Consider the following 24,665-nt stretch of genomic DNA (forward strand, 5'->3'; position numbering starts at 1 on the left):
TCACCACAATTAAAAATGCAACCACCGTTGCAAATGCATTCTGTTGACTTGATTTTATCCAGCTCATTGTTCTGCCCTATCAGTAATCGACAGTGCTATCCTGGCTGATTACTTCTTAAGACTCCTGAACAAAGGCTTAAGGTTTCTGAATTATTCTGATTAGCTTGTGGTTTACACCTTTAATCGCAAAAACCGCGCGGCCGCGCTTGCCGAGTGTCATGGCCCTTGCTAGGATTGCTGAGATTTTTTGCGCAGCTAACCTGCCGCCTGCTAATAATAATGACTAAAAAAGGAAGACCATGAGCGAGCAACGCGATCAATTTAGCTCTAAGATAGGTTTTATTCTGGCTGCCGCCGGTTCAGCGGTCGGCATTGGGAACCTGGTCGGATTTCCGGTGGCTGCCACTAAAAACGGTGGTGGTGCGTTCCTGTTAATTTATGCACTTTTTGTTGCCTTTATTTGTGTGCCCATTATGTTGGCCGAAATGGGAGTAGGCCGGCACGCTCAGAAAAACCCTTTAGGCTCTTACATTAGTCTTGCGCCGGGTAAAAACATCTGGAGTTTCGCCGGTTTCCTGGCTGTTTTAACCCCTTTCATGATTGCTATTTTTTACATGGTTATCACGGTCTGGATTTTTGGTTACCTGTTTTATGCCGTAACCGGTAACCTGAATCAACTTGCGCAGCCTGCTTATTTTGAGCACTTCGTAAACGATTACTGGTTCATTGGCTTTTTAATCGCTGTCACCTTAATCATCAACGTTATATTAATGGGCGGCGTGCGACAGGGCATCGAAAAAGCGGCTAAATTTCTTATGCCTGCATTGTTTGTCATGCTGATTCTGTTGGTCATTTTTGTACTGTCACTGGACAATGCGGAACTGGGGGTAAAATTTTATTTAATCCCCGACTTTAGCAAAATAGATGGTGGCGTTATCAGCGGGGCGCTATCCCAGGCGTTTTTCTCTTTGTCCCTGGGGATGGGAATTTTAATTACCTATGGCTCCTACTTTAGCCGTTCAGACGACATGGTCACGTCAGGTAAGTTTGTTGCAATTACTGATACAGCAGTTGCCTTTACCGCAGGCTTAATGACATTACCCGCTATCTTTGCCATTAACCCGGATACCAATCCAGCAGAGCTCAGCGAGTCCTCCGTAGGAATGATATTTTCGTTTTTCCCGCAAATTTTTATGCAGCTTGAAACCTCGGTAGGCTATGTCGGTGCCAGTATTGCTGCGTCGGTGTTTTTCCTATTAGCCTTTATAGCCGCTATTACGTCACTGGTTTCGATTCTTGAAGTGCCTACTGCCGCGCTTATCGAGCAGAAAAAGATGAGCCGGAAAAAAGCATTGCTGATCATGGCTTTAGCTAATACGGTATTGACCATTATTGCGGCCACATCGTTTGGCTTTATCCCTGCCTTCACTGAGTTTGTCAGTTATGCAGGCCAGCCTAAGTCTGTATTTGACGTCATTTACGACGTTTTCTATGACACTATTTTGCCCCTCAACGGGCTGTTAATTTGCCTGTTTGTCTGGCTTCACTGGCGCACTAAAGGATTAGAGGATGAGTTAACTCATGGTAATCATGGCTATCCGAAAACCTGGCTGGCTAAGTATGTCCGTGTTTCTATTACTACCTTTATTCCGTTAATTTTAGCAGTGGTCTTTGTGAATACTGTATTGGCTAAGTTCGTCGGTGAGCAGTTCGCCTTTTTCTGATGACAGGCCCGTCGTACAGACAGCTTAATTTAAAACCCGTAAGTTTGAGTTGGCAGCCGTTGCTGCCAACCTCAGAATTCAGTCCTCTTTATTTATCTGACAGCAGTCCCGATGCCCATGCCACATTAAGTCGCTACCGGGATTATCTGGGTCATCAAATCCAGCATGTCATCATTGACTGTCGAACGCAGTTACATGTTGATGCGATAGCTGCTTTATGCGGTACAGTTACAGCCGGCGGCTCACTGACCTTACTGATAAACAATGCAGCTTCAGAGTCACCCATGCTGCAGCGCCTGATAAAACACTGGCAACCAGTTTCCGTAGCGCATTACAGTCCGGCCCCGTCATTTCCGACCGACGAACAGCAGCAAGCACTCAACCAGCTAACCCGGACCGATCAGGTACATTTGCTGATCGCCGACCGCGGACGCGGCAAAAGCCACTTACTCGGGAAGGCTCTGGCCACTTATTTGCAGTCTCCGCAGCCGAAAAAAGTGATTGTCACCGCACCAAGGAAAGCTAACGCAAGGGTATTATTAAACCAGGCCGGCCAAGTCCAGTTTGTGGCCTGGGATAAACTACTTCAGCAACAACTCGGCGACGCCCTTTTAGTTATCGATGAAGCCGCTGGTATTCCACTATGGGCAATTCAGCGTCTATGCCAACATTTTCAACCCTGGATGCTGGCTACAACCACGCAAGGCTACGAGGGTTGTGGACGCGGGTTTACCGTACATTTTAAACAGTGGGTTACACAACAGTTTACTTCAGTTGCCATACATCATCTTAGTCAACCTGTGCGCTGGCCTGCCTATGACCCACTCGAGCGCTGGTTAAATTCAGCCCTATTGCTGACGCCCTCGCCTGCTGAGCTTAACAACAAACTGCCCGATGGCGTATATCGGGCAGCAGAACTTCCTGAAGATCATCTGCATCAGGCCTTTGAACTCTTGCTCCAGGCTCACTATCAAAGCAGCCCCAACGATCTGGCTTTGTTACTGGACGATGATCAGCAACGCTTGGTACTGCACTATCAAGGGAATAAAATAGTCGCAGTGGCCTGGTTGGCCCTGGAAGGTGATATTGATGAGCAACTACAAGAACCGATAGTTAGCGGAAAACGACGCCCCAAAGGTAATTTGGCCCCCCAGGCGCTGGCTTATTTTTTACAGCAGCGCTGGGCTTTACAACAGCGTTGGTGCCGCGTGGTTCGTATCGCGGTTCGCGAGCCGCAACGTCGTCAGGGCCTCGGCAGTCAGCTTTTGCGCTTCGTGCGGGACTGGGCAATAACACAAAATCAGGATTTTTTGGCGACCAGCTTTGGTTATGCTCCCTATTTACTGCAGTTTTGGCAACAAAACCATTTTTATCCGGCTCGCATCAGTACCGCTGTTGACCGGGTCAGCGCGCGTCATCCGCTGATTATGGCATACCCGTTAAACAAAGATGCTGCGACCAAATTGCAGCCGCTGAAATCTTACGGCGAAGCAGAACTTAAGTGGCTTATTGACGGCACTATCATGCCACTGCCTAAGCATCCTGTGGTGAAAGACATCATCGATGCTTTTAAAAATGGTATTGTGAAGTTGGAGTCCGCGCGCTTTGCTTTAATACAGCAACCTCAGATACCTGACGACATCCGTGAACTTCTGATTGCCAACCCCTTACCGATTGGCGCTTTAAAAAACCTGGCAGGTGTTGAACAGCGACAGCAGATTGATCAAATATTAAAGAGTTATCTGCCTTAAAGCGGCATCAAAAATGTGCTATCTTTCGCCGAAATAGTGACTTCTGACGAAGTATTTGAAAGGAATAATCCCATGTCGAACGTTTTAGTTATTGGTGCTGGTGGTGTAGCCAGTGTGGTAGTACAAAAATGCGCAGCGCTGCCTGACATATTTTCAGAGATTCATCTGGCCAGTCGTACATTATCGAAGTGTGAAGCGTTACAGGAAAAAGCTGGTAAAGACCGGGTAGTCGGTGTCTATCAGGTTGATGCTGACGATGCGGCCAAAGTAGCTGACCTTATTCGCCGGGTAAAGCCTTCTCTGGTAATCAATGTGGCTCTGCCTTATCAGGATCTGCCGATAATGGACGCCTGCCTTGAAACCGGAGTTCATTATCTTGATACCGCTAACTATGAGCCCAAAGACGAAGCCAAATTTGAATACTCGTGGCAATGGGCCTATCAGGAGCGGTTTAAAGAAAAGGGCTTGATGGCGTTACTGGGTGCCGGATTTGATCCCGGAGTCACCAATGTTTTTACGGCCTATGCCGCGAAACACTATTTCGACGAAATCCAGTATCTCGATATTGCTGACTGTAACGGCGGTGATCACGGTCAGGCTTTTGCGACTAACTTTAATCCGGAAATTAATATTCGTGAAATCACACAGCGTGGCAAGTTCTGGGAAGATGGTGAATGGCACGAAACAGATCCTATCAGTGTGCGCAAAGATTTAGACTATCCTAATGTTGGCGTGCATCCCTCGTACCTATTATTTCACGAAGAGTTAGAATCATTAGTTAAACACTTCCCGACTCTAAAACGTGCGCGCTTCTGGATGACCTTTGGTGATCAATATCTGACTCACTTACGCGTGCTGGAGAATGTTGGTATGACCTCCATTAAGCCGGTGAGCTTTCAGGGGCAGGAAATTGTGCCACTGGAGTTTTTGAAAGCGGTATTGCCAAACCCCGGTTCGTTGGCAGAGGGATACACTGGCAAAACCTGTATTGGTACTTATGTCACCGGTATTAAAGACGGCGAGCAAAAGACGATTTTTATCTTTAATAATTGCGATCATGCAGAAACCAATAAAGAGCTTGGAGCTCAGGCAGTTTCTTATACCACAGGCGTGCCGGCTATGATCGCCTCATCATTAATGTTGCAGGGCGAGTGGATGAAACCCGGTGTCTGGAACATGGAGCAGTTTGATCCCGACGAATTTATGAATCGCTTAAATCAACACGGCTTACCATGGCAAATCATTGAGTGTGAGCAACCTTTTGGCAAATAATATGAGCAGATATACCGATCCTGCTATTCCTTCTCCCTGCTATGTGCTGGATGAGACGCTGTTACGCGAGAATCTGCAATTGATGGAGCGTGTGCAGCGGGAAAGTGGCGCCGATATCATCCTGGCATTAAAGGGCTTTGCTATGTGGTCCGCTTTTCCAATTGTGCGGGAGTACTTAAAAGGGTGTACAGCAAGTTCAGTTTGGGAAGCAAAGCTCGCGGCCGAAGAGTTCGGTCGCGAAGTACATGCCTACTCGCCAGCCTATAAACAGCAGGATATTGACGAGCTACTACCACTGGTAAACCATATTTCGTTTAACAGTCTGACCCAGTGGCAGACCTATCAGCGACAAACTAAAGCCGCAGGCGTCTCAATGGGCTTGCGGATCAACCCGGAACATCAGGAAGCAGAGACTGAACTTTACGATCCTAGCGCGCCGGGCTCAAGGCTGGGTGTCCGGGCCAGCGACCTGGAAGGCGTTGACTTAACAGATATTGACGGGCTTCATATTCACAACTTATGCGAATGTGATTCTTATGCTCTGCAAAGGACCCTAGATGCGGTAGAAAAACGTTTCTCGTCTTACCTTGAGCAAATGGAATGGCTAAACCTCGGCGGCGGTCATTTAATGACGCGAGAAGGCTACGATGTCGATCACTTAATTAGCCTGTTAAGGGATTTTGCTCAGCGCTATCAGCTAAAGATTATCCTGGAACCCGGTTCGGCGGTTGCCTGGCGAACAGGCCCACTACTTTGTGAAGTGGTCGATATCGTTGTTAACGATGGCAATATCGCTATATTGGATATTTCGGCAACGGGCCACATGCCTGATGTTCTGGAGATGCCCTACCGACCCGCAATTACAGGAGCCGGGCTGCCCAATGAAAAGGAGTTTGTTTATCGTTTAGGGGGCAACAGCTGTCTGGCCGGTGATGTTATTGGCAGTTACAGTTTTGATCAGCCTCTGGCAGTCGGTGATCGGCTGGTTTTTGAAGATATGATGCATTACACCATGGTAAAGACAACTTTCTTCAATGGTGTTCAGCATCCGGCTATTGGTATCTTACGTAAAGACGGGCAATTTGACTGCGTCAGACAGTTTAACTACCAGGACTTTCGCGACCGGTTGTCTTAATCCGGTAGCCTGGTTAAGTGCTGTCTGAGCAACAGGATTAAAGGTTTTTCTGGCGAGCTTGCTGCACGGCTGATGCGGGCATTAAGCGAGCCAGCTGATTAAGTTTGTCGCGGATTTCCCGATGTTGCTCTTCGTCGCCGGTAACGGCGTTGTGCAACCAGTGGTAAGCATGCGGAAAATCATAAGGACTGCCTTTCCCGGCAATCATAATATCAGCGAAACGTTTTTGAGCTGCTAAATTACCCAAAGACGCCGCTTCCCGCAGATAAACGATAGCCCGGTGGATATCCGGCTGAACTAATGTGCCTTCATGATAGTAGCGTCCCAGTTGCTCAAGAGCATAAATTAAACCCTGATCAGCAGCTATCTGCATGTAGTGGATGCCCTGCTCTACATCGCGTTCATAGCAAACGCCCCAGGCCAACATATCGCCATATAAAAACTGGTAAGTAGGACGTTTTTCAAGAGCCGCCTGAGCTTCAATGTCTTGTATCAGCTGACAGCGATCGACCTGCTCTACCTGCCGCAAATGGCTATTATCCTCAAACATCTCGACCAATTGCTCATCACTATAAAGCTGAACAGCTTCCAGTTCACTTTCTTGTGCCAATGCGGGTGTCATCATTGACGTTACGAGGCTGAAAGCGGTAACTAAGTATTGCCCAGTGCGACCCATTAATTTAATCCTGCTTAGCCAATTCATACCATACTCAGGTTATCGGCCGCAGCCGCTAATCCCTTAAACACTAAGTCATCAATTCGTTGATAAAGCAATGGCTGCTTATTGTTCAGCGACTGGATCAAGCGTTCTCCGTCACCGCCGGTAACCACCACATTAAACCTTTGTTGTTCAAATATTCGGGGGGCTACCTCCAGCGCCTGAGCAATGGCTCCGACCAAGGCGTAATGTACTCCGAAGCTCATTCCCTGCTGAGTGTTAGTAGCAGGTTCCGGAAAGCATTGTTCTGACAGCCGTTCTTTTAAATTTGCGGTACCGCTGTGTAGTGACTCCTGCATTAAGCGCCGGCCGGGTACAATCCACCCACCAAGATGCTGACCACTATGGTGCAACCAGTCAATCGTCAGCGCCGTACCTGCATCGATAATTACTGCGTTTTGGCAGCTAACCCCGCGGTAACCCAACATTGCAAACCAGCGGTCAGCCCCCAGCCGGGCAAAATCATCAGCGTAACCATTGACTAAATCATTCTGTCTGCGCTGGCTGGTTAGCCACTTTATTTCTCCGGTAAAGTGCTTAAAACGTTGGTCGATGAGGCCCCTTGAGTGTTTTTCTCCGACGCTGCAGCCGACGCCTTGAATTGTCTCGCCAACCAGCTCTTGCAATTGTTGCAGCCAATACGCATCGAGGCGTTTTTCGAGCTCGTCGTTAACAATCTTATCTTCGAATTTAAGCTGGTTATCAATGTATAACGCAAACTTAGTTCTCGTATTACCGTTATCAATAAGCAGCATCGTCCCCCCTCAGAGACAGTTCGCCACCAAAATAGCGCACAACCTGATCGCCATTATCTATCAGTACCGCACCAAATTCATCAATACCCCGGCAGAGCCCTCTCACTTCACGATTTCCCATAATTAGTTTAACCGGTTTGTTGAAGTAAACATCCAGTTTTGTCCATTGCTCGATTAACGGCGACAGCCCGTGCTTGCTAAATTGCTGCAGATAGTTGACGGTATAGCGGTAAAGAGTGGCAGCTACTTCATTGCGGGACCATGGCTCGACTAACTCCGTTGCTACGTCCGTCCATTGCTGATCAATTTGAGTTGCTATAGTCGCTGGCATATCGATATTTAAACCAATACCAACAATACAATCCGCTGTCCCATCATCACAGGACTCGATGTCAATCAAAACCCCGGCTATTTTCTTACCATGGACGTAAACATCGTTCGGCCATTTAACACCCGCATCCGCAATACCCATGTGGCGCAATGCCGCTGCAATGGCAATTCCCACGGCAACACTCATGCCCATAGCAGCATTAACACCCAGCTCCACTTTCCAGTAGACACTCATGTAAAGGTTACTGCCAAAAGGCGACAACCAGGTCCTGCCACGCCGTCCTCTGCCCGCAGTTTGAGCTTCGGCAAAAAACACATAGCCGTTGTTCAACGAATTACTCCGGCGATAATGTTTTAACTCATCATTAGTCGAGGTAACCACCGAATGAACCTGCAACTGATCAACGGGCATTCGGTTATAAGACGCAATAACATGGCTATCTAACAGCTCGATAGGCTGTGCTAAGCGGTAGCCCTTGCCCTGTACCGAGTAAATGTCGACACCCAGCTCTAGCAGCTTCTGTATGTGCTGATTAATCGCCGAACGCGTGATTCCTAACGCTTCGCCCAGCGCCTGGCCAGAGTGAAACTGCGCATCAGCAAGCAACAGTAAAACCTCATTAATCCGGTGTAGGCTTTTAAAGGACACGACTAGTACCATTCCTTAATCAGCCCGGTGCGGCCAATCAGGCGCACTTCGGGCTCCAGTGTAATTCCGCTGGCATCAAAAACGACCCGTCGAATATGCTGGCACAAGTTAAGCACGTCCTCTCCCGTCGCATTGCCTTTGTTGACCAATACTAATGCCTGCTGTTGATGGACCGCGGCATCGCCTACCGAGAAGCCCTTTAAGCCAAGGTTATCGATAAGCCAGCCAGCTGCGATTTTAGCGCCCCGGGGAGCATTAAAGTAAACCAAATCGGGCCAGCGCTGCAGCAAGTTAGTAAGTGTCGTTTCACTGACTAGCGGATTCTTAAAAAAGCTACCGGCGTTGGGCAGCTGCTCTGGGTTCGGTAGCTTAGCCTGGCGCACCGCAATAACCCGGTTTAATAACTCGGTAGCGGCTGATTGCCTGGTCATATCTGAAAAAACAGGATAGTTAATGTTCGGCTGCCAGTTTTTTGTTAATTTAAAATTTACCCGACAGATCAGCCACCGACCGGGCTGGCGTTTAAATAAGCTGTCCCGGTAATTAAAATTACAGTCCCTTTTAGAAAATGATAACAATTCACCGGAAACTAAATCGAAGCATTCAACAGAGTCTATGTAATCAGCAACTTCTACACCGTAAGCGCCTATGTTTTGAACGGGAGAGGCACCTACTGAACCCGGTATTAGGGCGAGATTTTCCAGTCCGAAGATCTTCCGCTGCATACAAAAAAGCACAAAATCGTGCCAGTTTTCAGAAGCACCGCAAGACACGTGATAGGCGTAATCGTCTTCGTTAACGTCAATGCCGAAGAACCGGGGTTGTACGATGGTGCCTTGGTAGTCTTCAACGAAAACCGTATTACTGCCGCTAGCCAGGATGAGGTAATTGGTTAGCTTGTTAAGTAGGCGAAGGTCGCGATCTGAACTAACCTGCAGTAATTCCGAAGCCCGTGCCGGCAAGCGAAATGAATGTAATGGTTGTAAATCAACGCTCATGAAATACCCTTCCCACTGAATAGCGAGATTGTAGCATGGAACACCGGGATATGAAGCGATTACGAGGAGTGTATTCAGGTCTTGGATAAGCTTCGGTTTACCGACGAGCATAAAAAAACCCCGGCCAAACGGCCGGGGTTATTTATTTGAAGTCTGGCGGTGTCCTACTCTCACATGGGGAGACCCCACACTACCATCGGCGCTGGTATGTTTCACTACTGGGTTCGGAATGGAGCCAGGTGGTGCCATACCGCTATGGCCGCCAGACAAAAACTGTCACAACATAAAAATCTGATTGTACATGCCACTCAATTTGTCGCGTCTTACGCAACCTATGTCTTTGCAGAGCGTTCAAACTTGCCTCAACAATTCCAAACACCTTGGGTGTTGTATGGTTAAGTCTCACGGGCAATTAGTACGGGTTAGCTCAACGCATTACTGCGCTTCCACACCCCGCCTATCAACGTTGTAGTCTTCAACAACCCTTTAGAGCACTCAAAGTGCTAGTGAGAGCTTATCTCGAGGCTCGCTTCCCGCTTAGATGCTTTCAGCGGTTATCGATCCCGAACGTAGCTACCCGGCAGTGCCACTGGCGTGACAACCGGAACACCAGAGGTTCGTCCACTCCGGTCCTCTCGTACTAGGAGCAGCCCCTCTCAACTCTCAAACGCCCACGGCAGATAGGGACCGAACTGTCTCACGACGTTCTAAACCCAGCTCGCGTACCACTTTAAATGGCGAACAGCCATACCCTTGGGACCGACTTCAGCCCCAGGATGTGATGAGCCGACATCGAGGTGCCAAACACCGCCGTCGATATGAACTCTTGGGCGGTATCAGCCTGTTATCCCCGGAGTACCTTTTATCCGTTGAGCGATGGCCCTTCCATTCAGAACCACCGGATCACTATGACCTACTTTCGTATCTGCTCGACGTGTCTGTCTCGCAGTTAAGCTGGCTTCTGCCATTGCACTAACCGTACGATGTCCGACCGTACTTAGCCAACCTTCGTGCTCCTCCGTTACTCTTTGGGAGGAGACCGCCCCAGTCAAACTACCCACCAGGCACTGTCCCCACACCCGATAAGGGTGCCAGGTTAGAACATCAAACATACAAGGGTGGTATTTCAAGGGTGGCTCCACACCAACTGGCGCCGGTGTTTCATAGCCTCCCACCTATCCTACACATGTAGGTTCAATGTTCAGTGCCAAGCTGTAGTAAAGGTTCACGGGGTCTTTCCGTCTAGCCGCGGGTACACTGCATCTTCACAGCGATTTCAATTTCACTGAGTCTCGGGTGGAGACAGCGTGGCCATGGTTACACCATTCGTGCAGGTCGGAACTTACCCGACAAGGAATTTCGCTACCTTAGGACCGTTATAGTTACGGCCGCCGTTTACCGGGGCTTCGATCAAGAGCTTCGCTTACGCTAACCCCATCAATTAACCTTCCGGCACCGGGCAGGTGTCACACCCTATACGTCCTCTTTCGAGTTAGCAGAGTGCTGTGTTTTTAATAAACAGTCCCAGCCACCTGGTCACTGCGACCGCCGGCAGCTCATGACGCGAAGTCAATCACCACCAGCGGCGTACCTTCTCCCGAAGTTACGGTACTATTTTGCCTAGTTCCTTCACCCGAGTTCTCTCAAGCGCCTTAGTATTCTCTACCTGACCACCTGTGTCGGTTTCGGGTACGGTCAATGTTTATCTGAAGCTTAGAGGCTTTTCCCGGAAGCATGGCATCAACAGCTTCGCACCCTTGGGTGCTCGTCTCGTGTCTCGGCCTTAAGAGTCCGGATTTACCTAAACTCTCAGCCTACGCACTTTCACCGGGACTACCAACGCCCGGCCTGCCTAGCCTTCTCCGTCCCCCCATCGCAATAAACATCGGTACAGGAATATTAACCTGTTTTCCATCGACTACGCGTTTCCGCCTCGCCTTAGGGGCCGACTTACCCTACCCTGATTAGCATGGGATAGGAAACCTTGGTCTTCCGGCGTGGGAGTTTTTCACTCCCATTATCGTTACTCATGTCAGCATTCGCACTTCTGATACGTCCAGCATGCTTCTCAACACACCTTCATCCGCTTACAGAACGCTCCCCTACCCAGCACATAAATGCGCTGCCGCAGCTTCGGTGTATGGCTTAGCCCCGTTACATCTTCCGCGCAGGCCGACTCGACTAGTGAGCTATTACGCTTTCTTTAAAGGATGGCTGCTTCTAAGCCAACCTCCTAGCTGTCTGTGCCTTCCCACATCGTTTCCCACTGAGCCATAACTTTGGGACCTTAGCTGGCGGTCTGGGTTGTTTCCCTCTCCACGACGGACGTTAGCACCCGCCGTGTGTCTCCCGGATAGTACTCTGCGGTATTCGGAGTTTGCATGGGGTTGGTAAGTCGGGATGACCCCCTAGCCCAAACAGTGCTCTACCCCCGCAGGTATTCGTCCGAGGCTCTACCTAAATAGATTTCGGGGAGAACCAGCTATCTCCGGGCTTGATTAGCCTTTCACTCCTAGCCACAAGTCATCCCCTAATTTTTCAACATTAGTGGGTTCGGTCCTCCAATTGATGTTACTCAATCTTCAACCTGCTCATGGTTAGATCGCCCGGTTTCGGGTCTATACCCTGCAACTCAACGCCCAGTTAAGACTCGGTTTCCCTACGGCTTCCCTATACGGTTAACCTTGCTACAGAATATAAGTCGCTGACCCATTATACAAAAGGTACGCAGTCACCCCTCATGGAGGCTCCTACTGCTTGTACGTACACGGTTTCAGGTTCTGTTTCACTCCCCTCGCCGGGGTTCTTTTCGCCTTTCCCTCACGGTACTGGTTCACTATCGGTCAGTTGGGAGTATTTAGCCTTGGAGGATGGTCCCCCCATGTTCAGTCAGGATAACACGTGTCCCGACCTACTCGATTTCACTTACTATGTGCCGTCACATACCGGGCTATCACCGTCTGTGGCTCCGCTTCCCAGCGGATTCTGCTAACACTTAATAAGCTTAAGGGCTGTTTCCCGTTCGCTCGCCGCTACTGAGGAAATCTCAATTGATTTCTTTTCCTCCGGGTACTTAGATGTTTCAGTTCTCCGGGTTCGCTTCCTGGCACCTATAGATTCAGTGCCGGATACTCTGTAAACAGAGTGGGTTTCCCCATTCGGAAATCCATGACTCAAATGACTCTTACTGTCTTATCATGGCTTATCGCAAGTTAGTACGTCCTTCATCGCCTCCAACTGCCTAGGCATCCACCGTGTACGCTTAGTCACTTAACCATACAACCCCAAAGTGTCTGCTTGCGCTTAACTTCAGTGCTGTAATGCAACTAAGATTGTTTGTTCTTTGCTGTACACAAGTTCGATACGCCTCTACCTTACACATAGGTTCAAATAGAGTGGCATTTCTTACTTTTTTACAATCAGCTTTTCATGTTGTTAAAGAGCGCGTAACACAAGGTTACCGGTAAATGTTTTCAATAAAACACTTAACGCTAACATCGTTTCCTGCGTCAGGACGCAGGATACGGTTAGAGAAGAATATGGTGGAGCCAAGCGGGATCGAACCGCTGACCTCCTGCGTGCAAGGCAGGCGCTCTCCCAGCTGAGCTATGGCCCCCTAGTGCTTGTCTAAAACACCGGCAGCTGCGTTGCGCGTTTCGTTCAATCGGTCACATACCATCGAGGTATGCTCCCTCACTCACTCAACGTGCGCCTTGCTGTCGGCGCTTTAGCCTGCGCGTGCTGACATCGGGGAAACCCTCTTCTCAACATCGCGGCTAACCTAATAAGGGAATTTCAAGCGAGGGCAAGGCCATCTACTTGAAATGCTTTTGGCGTTCTGGCAAGGCGGAGGCAAGGAAGCATACACCAGTATGCGACGAAGCCGACAACGCAGTCCAGAGCGTCAAAATGGTGGGTCTGAGTAGACTTGAACTACCGACCTCACCCTTATCAGGGGTGCGCTCTAACCAGCTGAGCTACAGACCCAGTAACCTTCAGGCATTACGTCGCGTCAGGACGCGACCTACCCGAATTCTTCTCTATTGCTATCAAGCCTGCAAACTGTGTGGACACTTACTGCCGTAAGCTGTTTTGTAAGGAGGTGATCCAGCCGCAGGTTCCCCTACGGCTACCTTGTTACGACTTCACCCCAGTCATGAACCACACCGTGGTGATCGTTCTCCCGAAGGTTAAACTAACCACTTCTGGTGCAGCCCACTCCCATGGTGTGACGGGCGGTGTGTACAAGGCCCGGGAACGTATTCACCGTGGCATTCTGATCCACGATTACTAGCGATTCCGACTTCATGGAGTCGAGTTGCAGACTCCAATCCGGACTACGACGCACTTTATGAGATTCGCTAACCATCGCTGGCTTGCTGCCCTTTGTATGCGCCATTGTAGCACGTGTGTAGCCCATCCCGTAAGGGCCATGATGACTTGACGTCGTCCCCACCTTCCTCCGGTTTATCACCGGCAGTCTCCCCAGAGTTCCCACCATTACGTGCTGGCAACTAAGGATAAGGGTTGCGCTCGTTGCGGGACTTAACCCAACATCTCACAACACGAGCTGACGACAGCCATGCAGCACCTGTCTCAGTGTTCCCGAAGGCACTAATCCATCTCTGGAAAATTCACTGGATGTCAAGGGATGGTAAGGTTCTTCGCGTTGCATCGAATTAAACCACATGCTCCACCGCTTGTGCGGGCCCCCGTCAATTCATTTGAGTTTTAACCTTGCGGCCGTACTCCCCAGGCGGTCAACTTAGTGCGTTAGCTGCGTTACTCACGTCTTAAAGACACGAACAACTAGTTGACATCGTTTACGGCGTGGACTACCAGGGTATCTAATCCTGTTTGCTCCCCACGCTTTCGTACCTCAGCGTCAGTCTCTGACCAGGTGGCCGCCTTCGCCACCGGTATTCCTTCCAATATCTACGCATTTCACCGCTACACTGGAAATTCTACCACCCTCTTCAGGACTCTAGCGTGCCAGTTCAAAATGCCATTCCCAGGTTGAGCCCGGGGCTTTCACATCTTGCTTAACACACCGCCTACGTACGCTTTACGCCCAGTAATTCCGATTAACGCTTGCACCCTCCGTATTACCGCGGCTGCTGGCACGGAGTTAGCCGGTGCTTCTTCTGTGGCTAACGTCAACTGTAACCGCTATTAACGATTACCCTTTCCTCACCACTGAAAGTGCTTTACAACCCGAAGGCCTTCTTCACACACGCGGCATGGCTGGATCAGGGTTGCCCCCATTGTCCAATATTCCCCACTGCTGCCTCCCGTAGGAGTCTGGGCCGTGTCTCAGTCCCAGTGTGGCTGATCATCCTCTCAGAACAGCTAGGGATCGTCGCCTTGGTGAGCCATTACCTCACCAACTAGCTAATCCCGCTTGGGCCCATCTCTAGGTGTGAGGTCCGAAGATCCCCCACTTTGGTCCGTAGACATTATGCGGTATTAGCCACCGTTTCCAGTGGTTGTCCCCCGCCTAGAGGCAAGTTCCCAAGTATTACTCACCCGTCCGCCGCTCGTCATCTTCCAGCAAGCTGGAAATGTTACCGCTCGACTTGCATGTGTTAGGCCTGCCGCCAGCGTTCAATCTGAGCCATGATCAAACTCTTCAATTAAAAGTAGTTCAATCAACTCAATAAATTACGCGTTTTTGCTTAACTTCGTTACCGAAGTCTTGCTGAACACTCATTCAAAAGTTGCAATACAATTTTCGTTTGCTTACTTTCGCAAGTGCCCACACAGTTTGCTTGGCTTGATATATTGTTAAAGAGCGTTGCTTCTTTCCGAAGCAGGGAGGCGTATTTTACATCCCTTTAGGTAATCGTCAAGTTCTTTTTTAAACTTTTCCGCTACCCCGTTGTCGGTTATCACCTCGCGGCTTTCTCCCTGACAACGGCGGCGAATTATAGAGATCTTATTGGCCCTTGCAAGCACTTTTTTCAAAATTACTTCTGACTGATTAAAAACTAATCATTCTCTTTTTCTTCGGCTTTTTTGTCTGACTTGTCCTGCTCAAAGTCGGCATCATTATCGTCGCCAACAACATGCTCTAACTTGAGTTTTTTCACATTTTTGATTGTCAGAACAGGTCCCGACAACGCATACAGGAAAAATATACCAAATAAGACTAGTGATGGTTGGGTTGCGACGATCACAAACGCCAGTACAACGATTAAGATTACAAGGAAAGAAACCTTACCTTTCCAGTCGACGTCTTTGAATGAGTGATATCGAAAATTAGTGACCATCAGCAGGCCTGCGCATATTGTCACCAGTGCAGCGAAGCTCGCCATATCGCTGCCAACAATTTCATACTTGTTGCCTACCCATACCAGACCAGCAACAAGAGCCGCAGCACTCGGAATAGCCAGCCCCTGAAAGTAGCGCTTATCTGATGAACCCAGATTGGTATTAAAGCGAGCTAAGCGCAGCGCTCCGCCGGCGACAAAAATAAAGGCTGCTAGCCAACCCAGTTTACCTAAGTCAGCCAAGGCGTAGTTGTAAACCACCAACGCCGGTGCCATGCCAAAGGATACAATGTCTGCCATGCTGTCGTATTCGGCACCAAAGTCACTTTCGGTGTTGGTCATTCGAGCGACCCGGCCATCGATGCCGTCAAATACCATAGCAATAAAAATGGCGATAGCGGCTTCGATATAACGCTCATTCATTGATGCCACGATAGCGTAAAAACCTGAAAACAAACCCGCCGTAGTAAATAAGTTTGGCAGTAAATAAATTCCGCGGCTTTTATTGCTTTCTGTTTCCATGGCCTGACTTCCTATAATTTATTGAATCAAAGGCCAGTTTAGCACAGAGTTTATTGCCCATGGAAACCCACAAAAAAGCCCACTGCGCTTACAGCGGACAGTGGGCGTTGTTTCTATTTCGGTTAAGCAATTACTGAGTAATGACTAATTGCTCATTTTCAACCGTTGCCTTAATCGGTTTACCCGGCGTTAAGTCGCCAGCCAATATTTTTTGCGCTAATGGATTCTCCAGTTCATGTTGAATCGCCCGTTTCAGCGGGCGGGCGCCAAATATCGGATCAAACCCGGTCTTAGCTAAATGATCTAAAGCTTCATCATCCAGCTCCAGGCTGTACTCGCGCTCTTGCAAACGTTGGTATAGCAATTGTAGCTGCGATTCAGCAATGGACCGAATCTCCGCCTGTCCCAGCGGATGGAAAACTACCGTCTCATCAACTCGGTTAATGAACTCTGGGCGGAAGTGTTGCGCTAATACGCCCATTACCATCGATTTCATCTGTTCATAACTGTGTTCGTGAGCATGCTCCTGAATAACATCAGAACCGAGATTCGAGGTCATAATAATTACCGTATTTTTAAAATCAACGGTACGCCCCTGCCCATCCGTCAGACGGCCGTCATCCAGTACTTGCAATAAGATATTAAATACATCCGGATGCGCTTTTTCTATTTCGTCCAATAAAATCACCGAATAAGGTTTGCGCCTTACTGCCTCAGTTAAATAGCCACCCTCTTCGTAACCGACATACCCCGGCGGAGCACCCACTAAGCGCGCAACTGAGTGTTTTTCCATAAATTCCGACATATCAATGCGCACCATGGTATCGTCAGTATCAAATAAGAAGTTAGCCAGTGCTTTAGACAACTCGGTCTTACCTACCCCGGTCGGCCCAAGGAATAAAAATGAGCCAATTGGCCGATTTGGGTCTCCCAAGCCAGCCCGTGAGCGGCGAATTGCATTAGATACTGCATCTACCGCCTCATTTTGGCCAACCACACGCTTGTGCAAATTAGACTCCATTTGAACAAGCTTATCGCGCTCGCCTTCCAGCATTTTGCTTACCGGAATACCCGTCCAGCGCGACAGTACATCGGCTATCTCTTCGTCACTGACCCGATTTTTTAACAAGGTCATTTCCTGCATTTCAGCCTGCAAGGCTAAATCCAGCTGACGCTCCAGTTCAGGAATTCGGCCATACTGAAGTTCGGACATTCGGTTTAAATCACCAGCGCGCCGGGCAATATCCATGTCCGTACGTGCCTGATCTAACTGTGACTTTATATGCTGAGTACCCTGCACAGCAGCTTTTTCTGAATTCCAGACTTCTTCAAGTTCCTGGTACTTACGCTCTAGTTCATCGAGCTCTTCATGCAGTATGTCCAGGCGCTTCTTACTGGCATCGTCTTTTTCTTTTTGCAATGCCTGCCGCTCCAGCTTCAGCTGGATAATGCGCCGCTCCAGTCGGTCTAAATCTTCCGGTTTCGAATCAATTTGCATTCGAATACTGGAGGCTGCTTCATCAATCAAATCGATGGCTTTATCAGGCAATTTACGCTCGCTGATGTAACGATGCGATAACGCCGCGGCTGCCACAATCGCCGGGTCCGTTATCTCAACCGAATGATGTATTTCATAGCGTTCTTTAAGACCTCTCAAGATCGCTATGGTGTCCTCTACCGTGGGTTCATCCACCAAAACTTTTTGGAAGCGGCGTTCCAGCGCGGCGTCTTTTTCCACATATTGGCGATACTCGTCCAGGGTTGTAGCGCCAACACAGTGCAGTTCGCCACGGGCAAGGGCCGGCTTAAGCATGTTACCGGCGTCCATGGCTCCGTCGGCTTTACCCGCTCCGACCATCGTATGCAGCTCGTCAATAAACAGAATGACACGGCCTTCTTCTTTTGACAGTTCGTTCAGAACGGCTTTTAGACGTTCTTCAAACTCACCGCGATATTTTGCTCCGGCAAGCAATGCGCCTAAATCAAGAGAGAGCACACGTTTATGCTTTAAGCCTTCAGGGACTTCACCGTTAATAATGCGCTGCGCTAAACCTTCAACAATTGCTGTTTTGCCCACCCCGGGATCGCCAATTAAGACAGGATTGTTTTTAGTCCGCCGCTGCAGTACCTGTATCGTCCGCCGAATTTCGTCGTCCCGGCCAATCACCGGATCAAGCTTGCCCTGTTCAGCTCGTTCAGTTAAATCCTGAGTGTATTTATCCAACGCCTGACGCTTATCTTCAGCATTAGGGTCATCAACGTTCTGGCCATCGCGTATGTCATTGATTGCTTTCTCTAGCTTCTCTCTCGTAATGCCCTGCTTTTTAAATAAGTCGCCCAACGCACCCTTATCTTCAGTCGCTGCCAGTAAAAACAACTCCGATGAAATGTAACTATCATTGCGCTTTTGCGCATACTTATCGCACAAGTTCAGTAGCTTTGCCGTTTGTTGTGACAGCTGAACTTCACCTTCCGCACCCTCGACCTGAGGCAAGGCTTCAAGAGCTTTGGCAAGGCTTGACCGAAACTGCGGTATATCAACACCCAACATGGTAAATAACGGACGCACCGCCCCGCCATTTTGATCCAACATCGCCTGCATCAGATGCAGTGGCTCAATGTAGGGGTGATCACGACCTAACGCCAGCGACTGCGCATCGGCGATCGCCATTTGAAACTTACTGGTAAATTTATCGTGTCGCATAATGACTTCCTTAATTCTGTTGCATTACCAGAATAGTGGGTGCTTTTTGCGCAAATTCAAGAGAGGATTTAGCTTTTTCGCCAAATTATTGACGCAAAGCGTCCACGGTCTTTGTTTTCCCGGTAGGAATAAAATCTATCGGCTGAACAAGCCGTACACAGATTGCTTTGAGTAATTTCGGTCAGCCCATAATCACGAGCCTGTCGTTCTGCCAGCAAGGGTAAATCGACCCGCCAGCGGTCTCCGTCAGAACTAAAAGCCTGCTCCACCGAACGACCATCAAAACAGTTTGAAAAGGCCTGCCTGACTTCATTACCCACCTGATAGCACCTTTGACAAATTGCCGGACCTATCCACAGCTTTAACTGCCGGGCGTCAACTTTTAGCGTTCTGAGCGTCTGACCGAGGATATCGGCAGCCAGCCCACGCCACCCTGCATGCACTGCTGCGATGTGTTGCCCGTCTTTGCTACAAAGCAAAAGCGGCAGACAGTCAGCAGTTAACACCACAGCCACTGCCGGTTTATCGGCAATTAAAGCATCACTGGTGTGCTCCCGGTTGGGCCAGATGCTGACCCTGTTGGTGTGTTGCTGGTTGAGGTAAAGCGGCACAGTGGCAAGCTTCAGGGCCCTTGCTAAATGGCGGCGTCGTAAAATAACCAGCGCCGGGTCATCCCCTACGTGAGTCGCCAGGTTGCCAAAATCACGTAACGTAACGGCTGCTTCGATATTATTCGGTAAGCTCCAGTCAGGTCTTAGAATGTTGCTGGAAGTCATTACGAAGCGCTTCTAAAAGCTGCTCAAAATCATCAGGCCGGGGCGCAGTAAACGTCATCCATTCACCGTTAACCGGGTGGTGCAGCGACAACTGAGCCGCGTGCAGAGCCTGGCGGTTGAAGCCCCGCAGGGTAGTCAAAAAGTCTTCGCTTGCCTGCTTGGGCGGACGCGGGCGACCGCCATAAGTTAAATCGCCGACCAGAGGGTGGCGGATATGCGCCATGTGCACACGGATTTGATGGGTACGGCCGGTTTCCAGCCTTAAGCGCAGCAAAGTGTGGGCCCGTAAGCGTTCCATCACCCGGTAGTGGGTTACTGCCGGTTTACCGCTAGCGACCACAGCCATATGGGTTCGTTTTGTCGGGTGACGGGCGATCGGCTCATCAACCAGTCCCCCGGCCGTCATAACACCGTTGCAAATAGCTTCGTACTCGCGTCTAATTTCCCGCTTTTGCATCATATCAACTAGCTGAGTTTGTGCAGGCACTGTCTTAGCAACCACCATTAAACCGGTGGTATCCTTATCCAACCGATGAATAATGCCCGCCCGAGGCACCTGATCAATTTTTGGGAAATGATGCAGCAAACCATTCAGTAAAGTTGCGTCCGGTGCTCCGGCTCCCGGGTGGACAACTAAACCGGCCGGCTTGTTGACCACCATAATATCATTGTCTTCGTAGACGATATCCAGCGAAATGGGCTGTGCCTGGTGGCGTTCTTCCGCTTCCAGTTCGGCATCAATTGCCAGCAAAGCGCCAGCTTTGAGCTTTTCTCTCGGCTTGGTTACGGTTTCGGCATCAACTGAGACGTTGCCGGCAGTTATCCAGGTTTTCATCCGCGAGCGCGAATAGTCAGGGAACAAGTCGGCCAGTGCCTGGTCTAAACGTTTTCCGGCCAGTTGCTCCGGAACAATCGCTTCTAGTTGAATAGTTTCACTCATAAATTTGGTTTGTGCTGTGAAAGCCCTTTGTGCTGCGTTAGAATGCCTAACGAATATAAACTATGTTAGTGTAACCGTTTGCACACGTAATTGCACTGTTATGTAATGACTTGAGGTTTTATGAAACGTCGTATTTTACTGGTCTCAGCGCTGCTGGGGCTTACTATAGCCGGGTGTTCCAGCAACCCAGACAGCCCTGACGAGGGTTTGAAGTTCTCTCAGGTTGAACTGATGTACGAACAGGCAAAAGAACAGCTCGAGATGGGCAATTTAAACCTGGCAGAAGAACAGCTGTCAGCCCTGAACTCACGTTACCCCTTTGGTCCTTTTGCACACCAGGTACAGCTAGACTTAATCTATGTTCATTATAAGTTAGACAATACAGACGAAGCCCTTGCTGCTATCGACCGGTTCATCAGCCTTAACCCCAATCATAGCGATGTTGATTATGCTCTCTACATGAGAGGTTTGGTTAACCAGCGGGCTGAGTACAATGCGATTCAGGAAATTGCCGGCATTGACCGTTCTGACCGCGACTCGACGATGGCACAAGAGGCGTTTAAAGATTTTGCCGAATTGCTACGCAAGTTCCCTGACAGCAAATACACGGCAGACGCCAAACAGCGAATGATTGCACTGAAAAGCCGTTTAGCGAAAAAAGAACTCGCTGTGGCGCGGTACTACATGGAGCGCCAGGCTTATTTAGCAGCCGCCAACCGGGGCCGTTATGTGGTAGAACATTTCAGTGATATGCCTGAAGTAGAAAACGCGCTTGCGATCATGGTAGAAAGTTACCAGCAACTGGGGCTGGATGAACTAAGAGCCGATGCTTTGGCGGTTTTACGGACCAATTACCCGCGCAACCGCTTAGTTAATTAACCTTCTGGTATCTGGGTCGCGCACTTGGCGCGACCTTACACGGCCTGTTCGTTTTCTTCACCCGTACGAATGCGAATCACCCGTTCGATATCCGCAATAAAAATCTTACCGTCACCAATTTTACCTGTTTGGGCTGTTTCCATTATTGCTTCAACACAACGGTCCACGTCTTCATCTGCAATAACGACTTCAACTTTTACCTTAGGTAAAAAATCAACCATATATTCAGCGCCCCGGTACAACTCAGTATGACCTTTTTGCCGACCAAAGCCTTTCACTTCCGATACAGTCATACCGGCAATACCCACTTCTGACAGCGCTTCGCGAACATCGTCCAGCTTAAATGGTTTAATAATAGCTTCGACTTTCTTCATAGTATGACTCCCAATTAGGATTGACGCTGTATTTCATAGCGATAATGACTGGTTACGGGGTAACGCCGATCTTTGCCAAAATTGCGCTGCGTTATCTTTGGACCGACGGCAGACTGCCGACGTTTGTACTCATTTAAGTCGACCCGTTTTAAAATATTACGCACGTCCTCTTCATCAAAGCCCGCAGCAACAATCTCCGTTAACGACCAGTCCTGTTCAACATAAAGCTCCAGAATTCGATCCAGGTCTGCATAATCTGGCAACGAGTCTGTATCTACCTGATCCGGCGCCAGCTCAGCTGACGGCGGACGACTGATCACACGCTCAGGAATTACCGCCGAACGCGTATTACGGAACTTAGCTAACTCAAATACTAACTGTTTAGGCACGTCTTTCAAAGGCGCAAACCCACCACACATGTCGCCGTATAGCGTCGCATAACCGACAGCCATTTCACTCTTATTGCCTGTTGCCAGTACCAGCGCTCCGGTTTTATTCGACAGCGCCATGAGCAACACACCGCGACAACGAGACTGAAGGTTCTCCTCAGTCGTATCGGTTTTGCTATTTTCAAAGATCGGCGTGAGCTGCCGCATAAAGGCATCAAACATTGACTCTATGGGAATAACCCGGTAACTGACACCAGTTGCTGTGGCTTGTTTTTCAGCATCTTCAAGACTCATACTGGAGGTGTACTTAAAGGGCATCATAACGGCTTCGACACAATCTGAACCCAGCGCATCAGCAGCGATTGCCAGCGTCAAGGCTGAATCAATGCCACCTGACAGCCCTAACAACGCCTCTTTAAAGCCGTTTTTCCTGGCATAATCACGCACTGCCAATACCAATGCATCATAAATATGAGCGAGCCGGTCTTGCTCGTTAATACTGTCGGTAATACTAAAAGCGGGAAAACCATCACATTGCAGTTGTTCTGCCAGAGTCACCGAGGCAAACGTGGTTTGACAGTGCGGCAGCTCGCCAATGAGCTTACCCGATGCATCCAGTACCAGTGAGTGGCCATCGAAAATCAGCTCGTCCTGGGCGCCACAATTATTTAAATAAATTAGCGGTTTATTGATTTCGCTGATGCGCTGTTGCAATACCGTCATACGCTGACGATGTTTGTCCATTTCATAGGGTGAGGCATTAATGGACAAGATCAGGTCGACTTCATCGGCCGCCAGCTCGGCTAATGGCTGAGGACTCCACAAATCCTCACAAATAAACAGCCCAATGCGTTTGTTTTTCCATTCAAAAACTTCAGTTTTTTGCCCTGCAAGAAAATAACGTTGCTCGTCAAACACGCCCGTGTTTGGCAGTCGTTGTTTATGATAACGCACCAGACACTCGCCACGGTGCAAAACCGATAAGGTGTTAAACAGTTGCTCGCCAGTTCTGTAGGGGTGGCCGATAATAACAACGCAATCGGAAGCTGCTGCACTGATTTGCTCAATGGCATTATCAACTGCCCGTTGGTGGTCGTCTCGGTTTAGTAAATCTTCTGGTGGGTAGCCGGTTACCGCGAGCTCGGGGAAAATCAGAATGTCGTGCTGGGCACTCTGCTCTCTAATAGTTTTTAAAACGATCGCGGTATTCGCATCTATCGCACCAACGGTAAAATCTAGCTGAGCCAAGCCAATTGAGAGCTGCGACATAAACTGTAATTCCGTGTTAATAAATCATCATTGGGTGCGAATGATATAGTAGCTATGGCAACAGGGCAAATAACGCATCAGTATTTTAAATCTTCCGGAATAGGCAAGTCGCTGGCCGGTTTCTTAGGCCGCTTCGCTTTACCTTTCTTGTGCATTTTCAGCTGGTAAACGTAGGCCAGGATTTGAGCGATAGCAACAAAAAGCCCTTGTGGAACTTCCTGCTCAATCTCTGTTGTATGGTAAATGGAACGAGCTAAGGCAGGAGACTGCACCAGCGGAATTTCGTACTCCAGGGCAATTTCGCGGATTTTGGCCGCCGTTTCGTCTGTACCTTTGGCCAAAACAACCGGTGCTTTCGGGCCATTATCGTCGTACTGCAGAGCAACCGCAAAGTGTGTTGGGTTAGTAACTACCACATCGGCTTTTGGTACGTCCTCCATCATGCGGCGATTTGCCATTTCCATCTGTAAGCGGCGGATACGGCCTTTAACTTCAGGGCTACCTTCCGAGTCCTTGTGTTCGTCCTTAACTTCTTGTTTTGTCATGCGTAAGTCTTTTTGATGCTTCCACAACTGAAAGGGTGCATCAATAACGACAATCAAAAAGATTGAGCAACACATTAGCAGAAACATCCACATCAGGATGTCCAGCGCATTTTCCATCATATTGGGCATTTGCCCCATGGATATCTGCAAAATATTATCGTATTGCCAGCTAAGCAATAAAAAAGCCGCAACGGCAACCACCAGAAACTTGGCAATACCCTTAACCAGTTCCACTAGTGCTTGTACACCGAACATGCGCTTAAAACCATTAAGAGGATTCATTCGCGAAAACTTCGGTGCCATCGCCTGCCAGGAAAAGTTAATGCCCCCAAGCCAGCTATTGCCAAAGAACGTAAACACCAAAATAAAGGCGAAGATAATCAGAATCGGCCCGACAATTTCACCAAAGGCTACAGCAAAGGCCTCAAACATTTTACTGGTATCGAAGGCATCCTGACGATCCAGTGTAAAGAAGCTACGAAACACCGAGCGTAAACCCGCCAGCAGACCATCACCGAACCACAAAAAGGCGACAGCTGCACTGACTAACACAAACGCTGTGCCCATCTCTTTCGAGCGGGCTATCTGACCTTTTTCTTTGGCCTGCTGTTTTCGTTTTTCTGTGGGGTCTTCTGTGCGTTCCTGATCAGTTTCTGCCATTTAGCA

The 24,665-nt window shown here is 49.0% G+C and carries 16 protein-coding genes, 2 tRNA genes and 3 rRNA genes; 5 read left to right on the forward strand and 16 right to left on the reverse strand.

Going from position 1 to position 24,665, the window contains the following annotated elements; translation table 11 throughout:
- Window positions 1-299: 299 nt before the first annotated feature.
- From LG288_RS09025 to nspC, 4 genes are all read left to right on the forward strand, one after another.
- Window positions 300-1,724 carry a sodium-dependent transporter gene (locus LG288_RS09025; RefSeq protein ID WP_404399869.1) on the forward strand — a complete coding sequence of 475 codons (1,425 nt, stop codon included), beginning with the start codon at window positions 300-302 and terminating at the stop codon, window positions 1,722-1,724.
- Window positions 1,724-3,475 (forward strand): GNAT family N-acetyltransferase, encoded by a 1,752-nt coding sequence (locus LG288_RS09030; protein WP_404399870.1) that lies wholly within the window; start codon window positions 1,724-1,726, stop codon window positions 3,473-3,475. The genes LG288_RS09025 and LG288_RS09030 overlap by 1 nt, the downstream gene beginning before the upstream one ends.
- A 72-nt stretch (window positions 3,476-3,547) precedes the next feature.
- Window positions 3,548-4,747, forward strand: coding sequence for a saccharopine dehydrogenase C-terminal domain-containing protein (locus LG288_RS09035; RefSeq protein WP_404399871.1), 1,200 nt, complete (start codon window positions 3,548-3,550; stop codon window positions 4,745-4,747).
- A gap of 1 nt (window position 4,748) precedes the next feature.
- On the forward strand, window positions 4,749-5,882 hold the full coding sequence (nspC, locus tag LG288_RS09040; protein WP_404399872.1) for a carboxynorspermidine decarboxylase: 1,134 nt from the start codon (window positions 4,749-4,751) through the stop codon (window positions 5,880-5,882).
- 37 nt (window positions 5,883-5,919) lie between these two features.
- Here the strand turns inward: nspC and LG288_RS09045 are convergent, their stop codons facing one another.
- The 13 genes from LG288_RS09045 to rluD form a co-directional block, all read right to left on the reverse strand.
- Entirely contained in the window at window positions 5,920-6,507 is a 588-nt protein-coding gene (locus LG288_RS09045; RefSeq protein WP_404399873.1) for a tetratricopeptide repeat protein, read from the reverse strand.
- Window positions 6,508-6,581: 74 nt separating this feature from the next.
- Entirely contained in the window at window positions 6,582-7,355 is a 774-nt protein-coding gene (locus LG288_RS09050) for a type III pantothenate kinase (protein ID WP_404399874.1), read from the reverse strand.
- Window positions 7,342-8,334 carry a bifunctional biotin--[acetyl-CoA-carboxylase] ligase/biotin operon repressor BirA gene (gene birA, locus LG288_RS09055; RefSeq protein WP_404399875.1) on the reverse strand — a complete coding sequence of 331 codons (993 nt, stop codon included), beginning with the start codon at window positions 8,332-8,334 and terminating at the stop codon, window positions 7,342-7,344. The genes LG288_RS09050 and birA overlap by 14 nt, the downstream gene beginning before the upstream one ends.
- Window positions 8,335-8,336: 2 nt before the next feature.
- Window positions 8,337-9,332 carry a UDP-N-acetylmuramate dehydrogenase gene (gene murB / locus LG288_RS09060; protein WP_404399876.1) on the reverse strand — a complete coding sequence of 332 codons (996 nt, stop codon included), beginning with the start codon at window positions 9,330-9,332 and terminating at the stop codon, window positions 8,337-8,339.
- Window positions 9,333-9,483: 151 nt separating this feature from the next.
- A 5S ribosomal RNA gene (gene rrf / locus LG288_RS09065) occupies window positions 9,484-9,599 on the reverse strand.
- A 124-nt stretch (window positions 9,600-9,723) separates the two neighbouring features.
- Window positions 9,724-12,608: ribosomal RNA gene (locus LG288_RS09070) — 23S ribosomal RNA — on the reverse strand.
- 264 nt (window positions 12,609-12,872) lie between these two features.
- Window positions 12,873-12,948: transfer RNA gene (locus LG288_RS09075), tRNA-Ala, on the reverse strand.
- Between the two features lie 294 nt (window positions 12,949-13,242).
- Window positions 13,243-13,319, reverse strand: a tRNA-Ile gene (locus LG288_RS09080).
- A 108-nt stretch (window positions 13,320-13,427) separates the two neighbouring features.
- Window positions 13,428-14,968, reverse strand: a 16S ribosomal RNA gene (locus LG288_RS09085).
- Together the 16S, 23S and 5S rRNA genes with 2 tRNA genes alongside form the textbook arrangement of a ribosomal RNA operon.
- Before the next feature lie 351 nt (window positions 14,969-15,319).
- Window positions 15,320-16,123, reverse strand: coding sequence for a CDP-diacylglycerol--serine O-phosphatidyltransferase (gene pssA / locus LG288_RS09090; protein ID WP_404399877.1), 804 nt, complete (start codon window positions 16,121-16,123; stop codon window positions 15,320-15,322).
- A gap of 130 nt (window positions 16,124-16,253) precedes the next feature.
- On the reverse strand, window positions 16,254-18,827 hold the full coding sequence (gene clpB / locus LG288_RS09095) for an ATP-dependent chaperone ClpB (RefSeq protein ID WP_404399878.1): 2,574 nt from the start codon (window positions 18,825-18,827) through the stop codon (window positions 16,254-16,256).
- A gap of 68 nt (window positions 18,828-18,895) precedes the next feature.
- Complete coding sequence (gene pgeF / locus LG288_RS09100; protein ID WP_404399879.1) at window positions 18,896-19,603, reverse strand: peptidoglycan editing factor PgeF; 708 nt, start codon at window positions 19,601-19,603, stop codon at window positions 18,896-18,898.
- Window positions 19,575-20,543, reverse strand: coding sequence for a 23S rRNA pseudouridine(1911/1915/1917) synthase RluD (gene rluD, locus LG288_RS09105; RefSeq protein WP_404399880.1), 969 nt, complete (start codon window positions 20,541-20,543; stop codon window positions 19,575-19,577). The genes pgeF and rluD overlap by 29 nt, the downstream gene beginning before the upstream one ends.
- Window positions 20,544-20,663: 120 nt before the next feature.
- Here rluD and LG288_RS09110 point away from each other — a divergent pair, with 120 nt between their 5' ends.
- A complete protein-coding gene (locus tag LG288_RS09110; RefSeq protein ID WP_404399881.1) occupies window positions 20,664-21,422 on the forward strand; it encodes an outer membrane protein assembly factor BamD in 759 nt (252 codons plus the stop codon).
- A gap of 35 nt (window positions 21,423-21,457) precedes the next feature.
- On the opposite strand, the gene glnB is transcribed toward LG288_RS09110, so the two are convergent.
- The 3 genes from glnB to flhB all read right to left on the reverse strand — a co-directional run bounded on the left by glnB (window position 21,458) and on the right by flhB (window position 24,659).
- Window positions 21,458-21,796 (reverse strand): nitrogen regulatory protein P-II, encoded by a 339-nt coding sequence (gene glnB / locus LG288_RS09115; RefSeq protein WP_404399882.1) that lies wholly within the window; start codon window positions 21,794-21,796, stop codon window positions 21,458-21,460.
- Window positions 21,797-21,810: 14 nt separating this feature from the next.
- Window positions 21,811-23,454: an NAD+ synthase gene (locus tag LG288_RS09120; protein WP_404399883.1), complete on the reverse strand. Its 1,644-nt coding sequence runs from the start codon at window positions 23,452-23,454 to the stop codon at window positions 21,811-21,813.
- A gap of 77 nt (window positions 23,455-23,531) precedes the next feature.
- The gene (gene flhB, locus LG288_RS09125; protein WP_404399884.1) at window positions 23,532-24,659 is read right to left on the reverse strand and encodes a flagellar biosynthesis protein FlhB; all 1,128 of its coding nucleotides are present in this window, start codon (window positions 24,657-24,659) and stop codon (window positions 23,532-23,534) included.
- Window positions 24,660-24,665: the final 6 nt, after the last annotated feature.

The sequence above is a fragment of the Idiomarina seosinensis genome (genome assembly GCF_044797955.1).
Lineage (GTDB): Bacteria > Pseudomonadota > Gammaproteobacteria > Enterobacterales > Alteromonadaceae > Idiomarina > Idiomarina seosinensis_A.

What these genes read in the sequence shown, in the direction of transcription:
- murB (WP_404399876.1), bottom strand. Translation starts at nt 9,332, where the DNA reads ATGAGCGTTGATTTACAACCATTACATTCATTTCGCTTGCCGGCACGG.
- LG288_RS09050 (WP_404399874.1), bottom strand. Translation starts at nt 7,355, where the DNA reads ATGCTGCTTATTGATAACGGTAATACGAGAACTAAGTTTGCGTTATAC.
- pgeF (WP_404399879.1), bottom strand. Translation starts at nt 19,603, where the DNA reads ATGACTTCCAGCAACATTCTAAGACCTGACTGGAGCTTACCGAATAAT.
- LG288_RS09035 (WP_404399871.1), top strand. Translation starts at nt 3,548, where the DNA reads ATGTCGAACGTTTTAGTTATTGGTGCTGGTGGTGTAGCCAGTGTGGTA.
- clpB (WP_404399878.1), bottom strand. Translation starts at nt 18,827, where the DNA reads ATGCGACACGATAAATTTACCAGTAAGTTTCAAATGGCGATCGCCGAT.
- rluD (WP_404399880.1), bottom strand. Translation starts at nt 20,543, where the DNA reads ATGAGTGAAACTATTCAACTAGAAGCGATTGTTCCGGAGCAACTGGCC.
- LG288_RS09030 (WP_404399870.1), top strand. Translation starts at nt 1,724, where the DNA reads ATGACAGGCCCGTCGTACAGACAGCTTAATTTAAAACCCGTAAGTTTG.
- LG288_RS09045 (WP_404399873.1), bottom strand. Translation starts at nt 6,507, where the DNA reads ATGATGACACCCGCATTGGCACAAGAAAGTGAACTGGAAGCTGTTCAG.
- LG288_RS09110 (WP_404399881.1), top strand. Translation starts at nt 20,664, where the DNA reads ATGAAACGTCGTATTTTACTGGTCTCAGCGCTGCTGGGGCTTACTATA.
- LG288_RS09120 (WP_404399883.1), bottom strand. Translation starts at nt 23,454, where the DNA reads ATGTCGCAGCTCTCAATTGGCTTGGCTCAGCTAGATTTTACCGTTGGT.
- flhB (WP_404399884.1), bottom strand. Translation starts at nt 24,659, where the DNA reads ATGGCAGAAACTGATCAGGAACGCACAGAAGACCCCACAGAAAAACGA.
- glnB (WP_404399882.1), bottom strand. Translation starts at nt 21,796, where the DNA reads ATGAAGAAAGTCGAAGCTATTATTAAACCATTTAAGCTGGACGATGTT.
- pssA (WP_404399877.1), bottom strand. Translation starts at nt 16,123, where the DNA reads ATGGAAACAGAAAGCAATAAAAGCCGCGGAATTTATTTACTGCCAAAC.
- nspC (WP_404399872.1), top strand. Translation starts at nt 4,749, where the DNA reads ATGAGCAGATATACCGATCCTGCTATTCCTTCTCCCTGCTATGTGCTG.
- LG288_RS09025 (WP_404399869.1), top strand. Translation starts at nt 300, where the DNA reads ATGAGCGAGCAACGCGATCAATTTAGCTCTAAGATAGGTTTTATTCTG.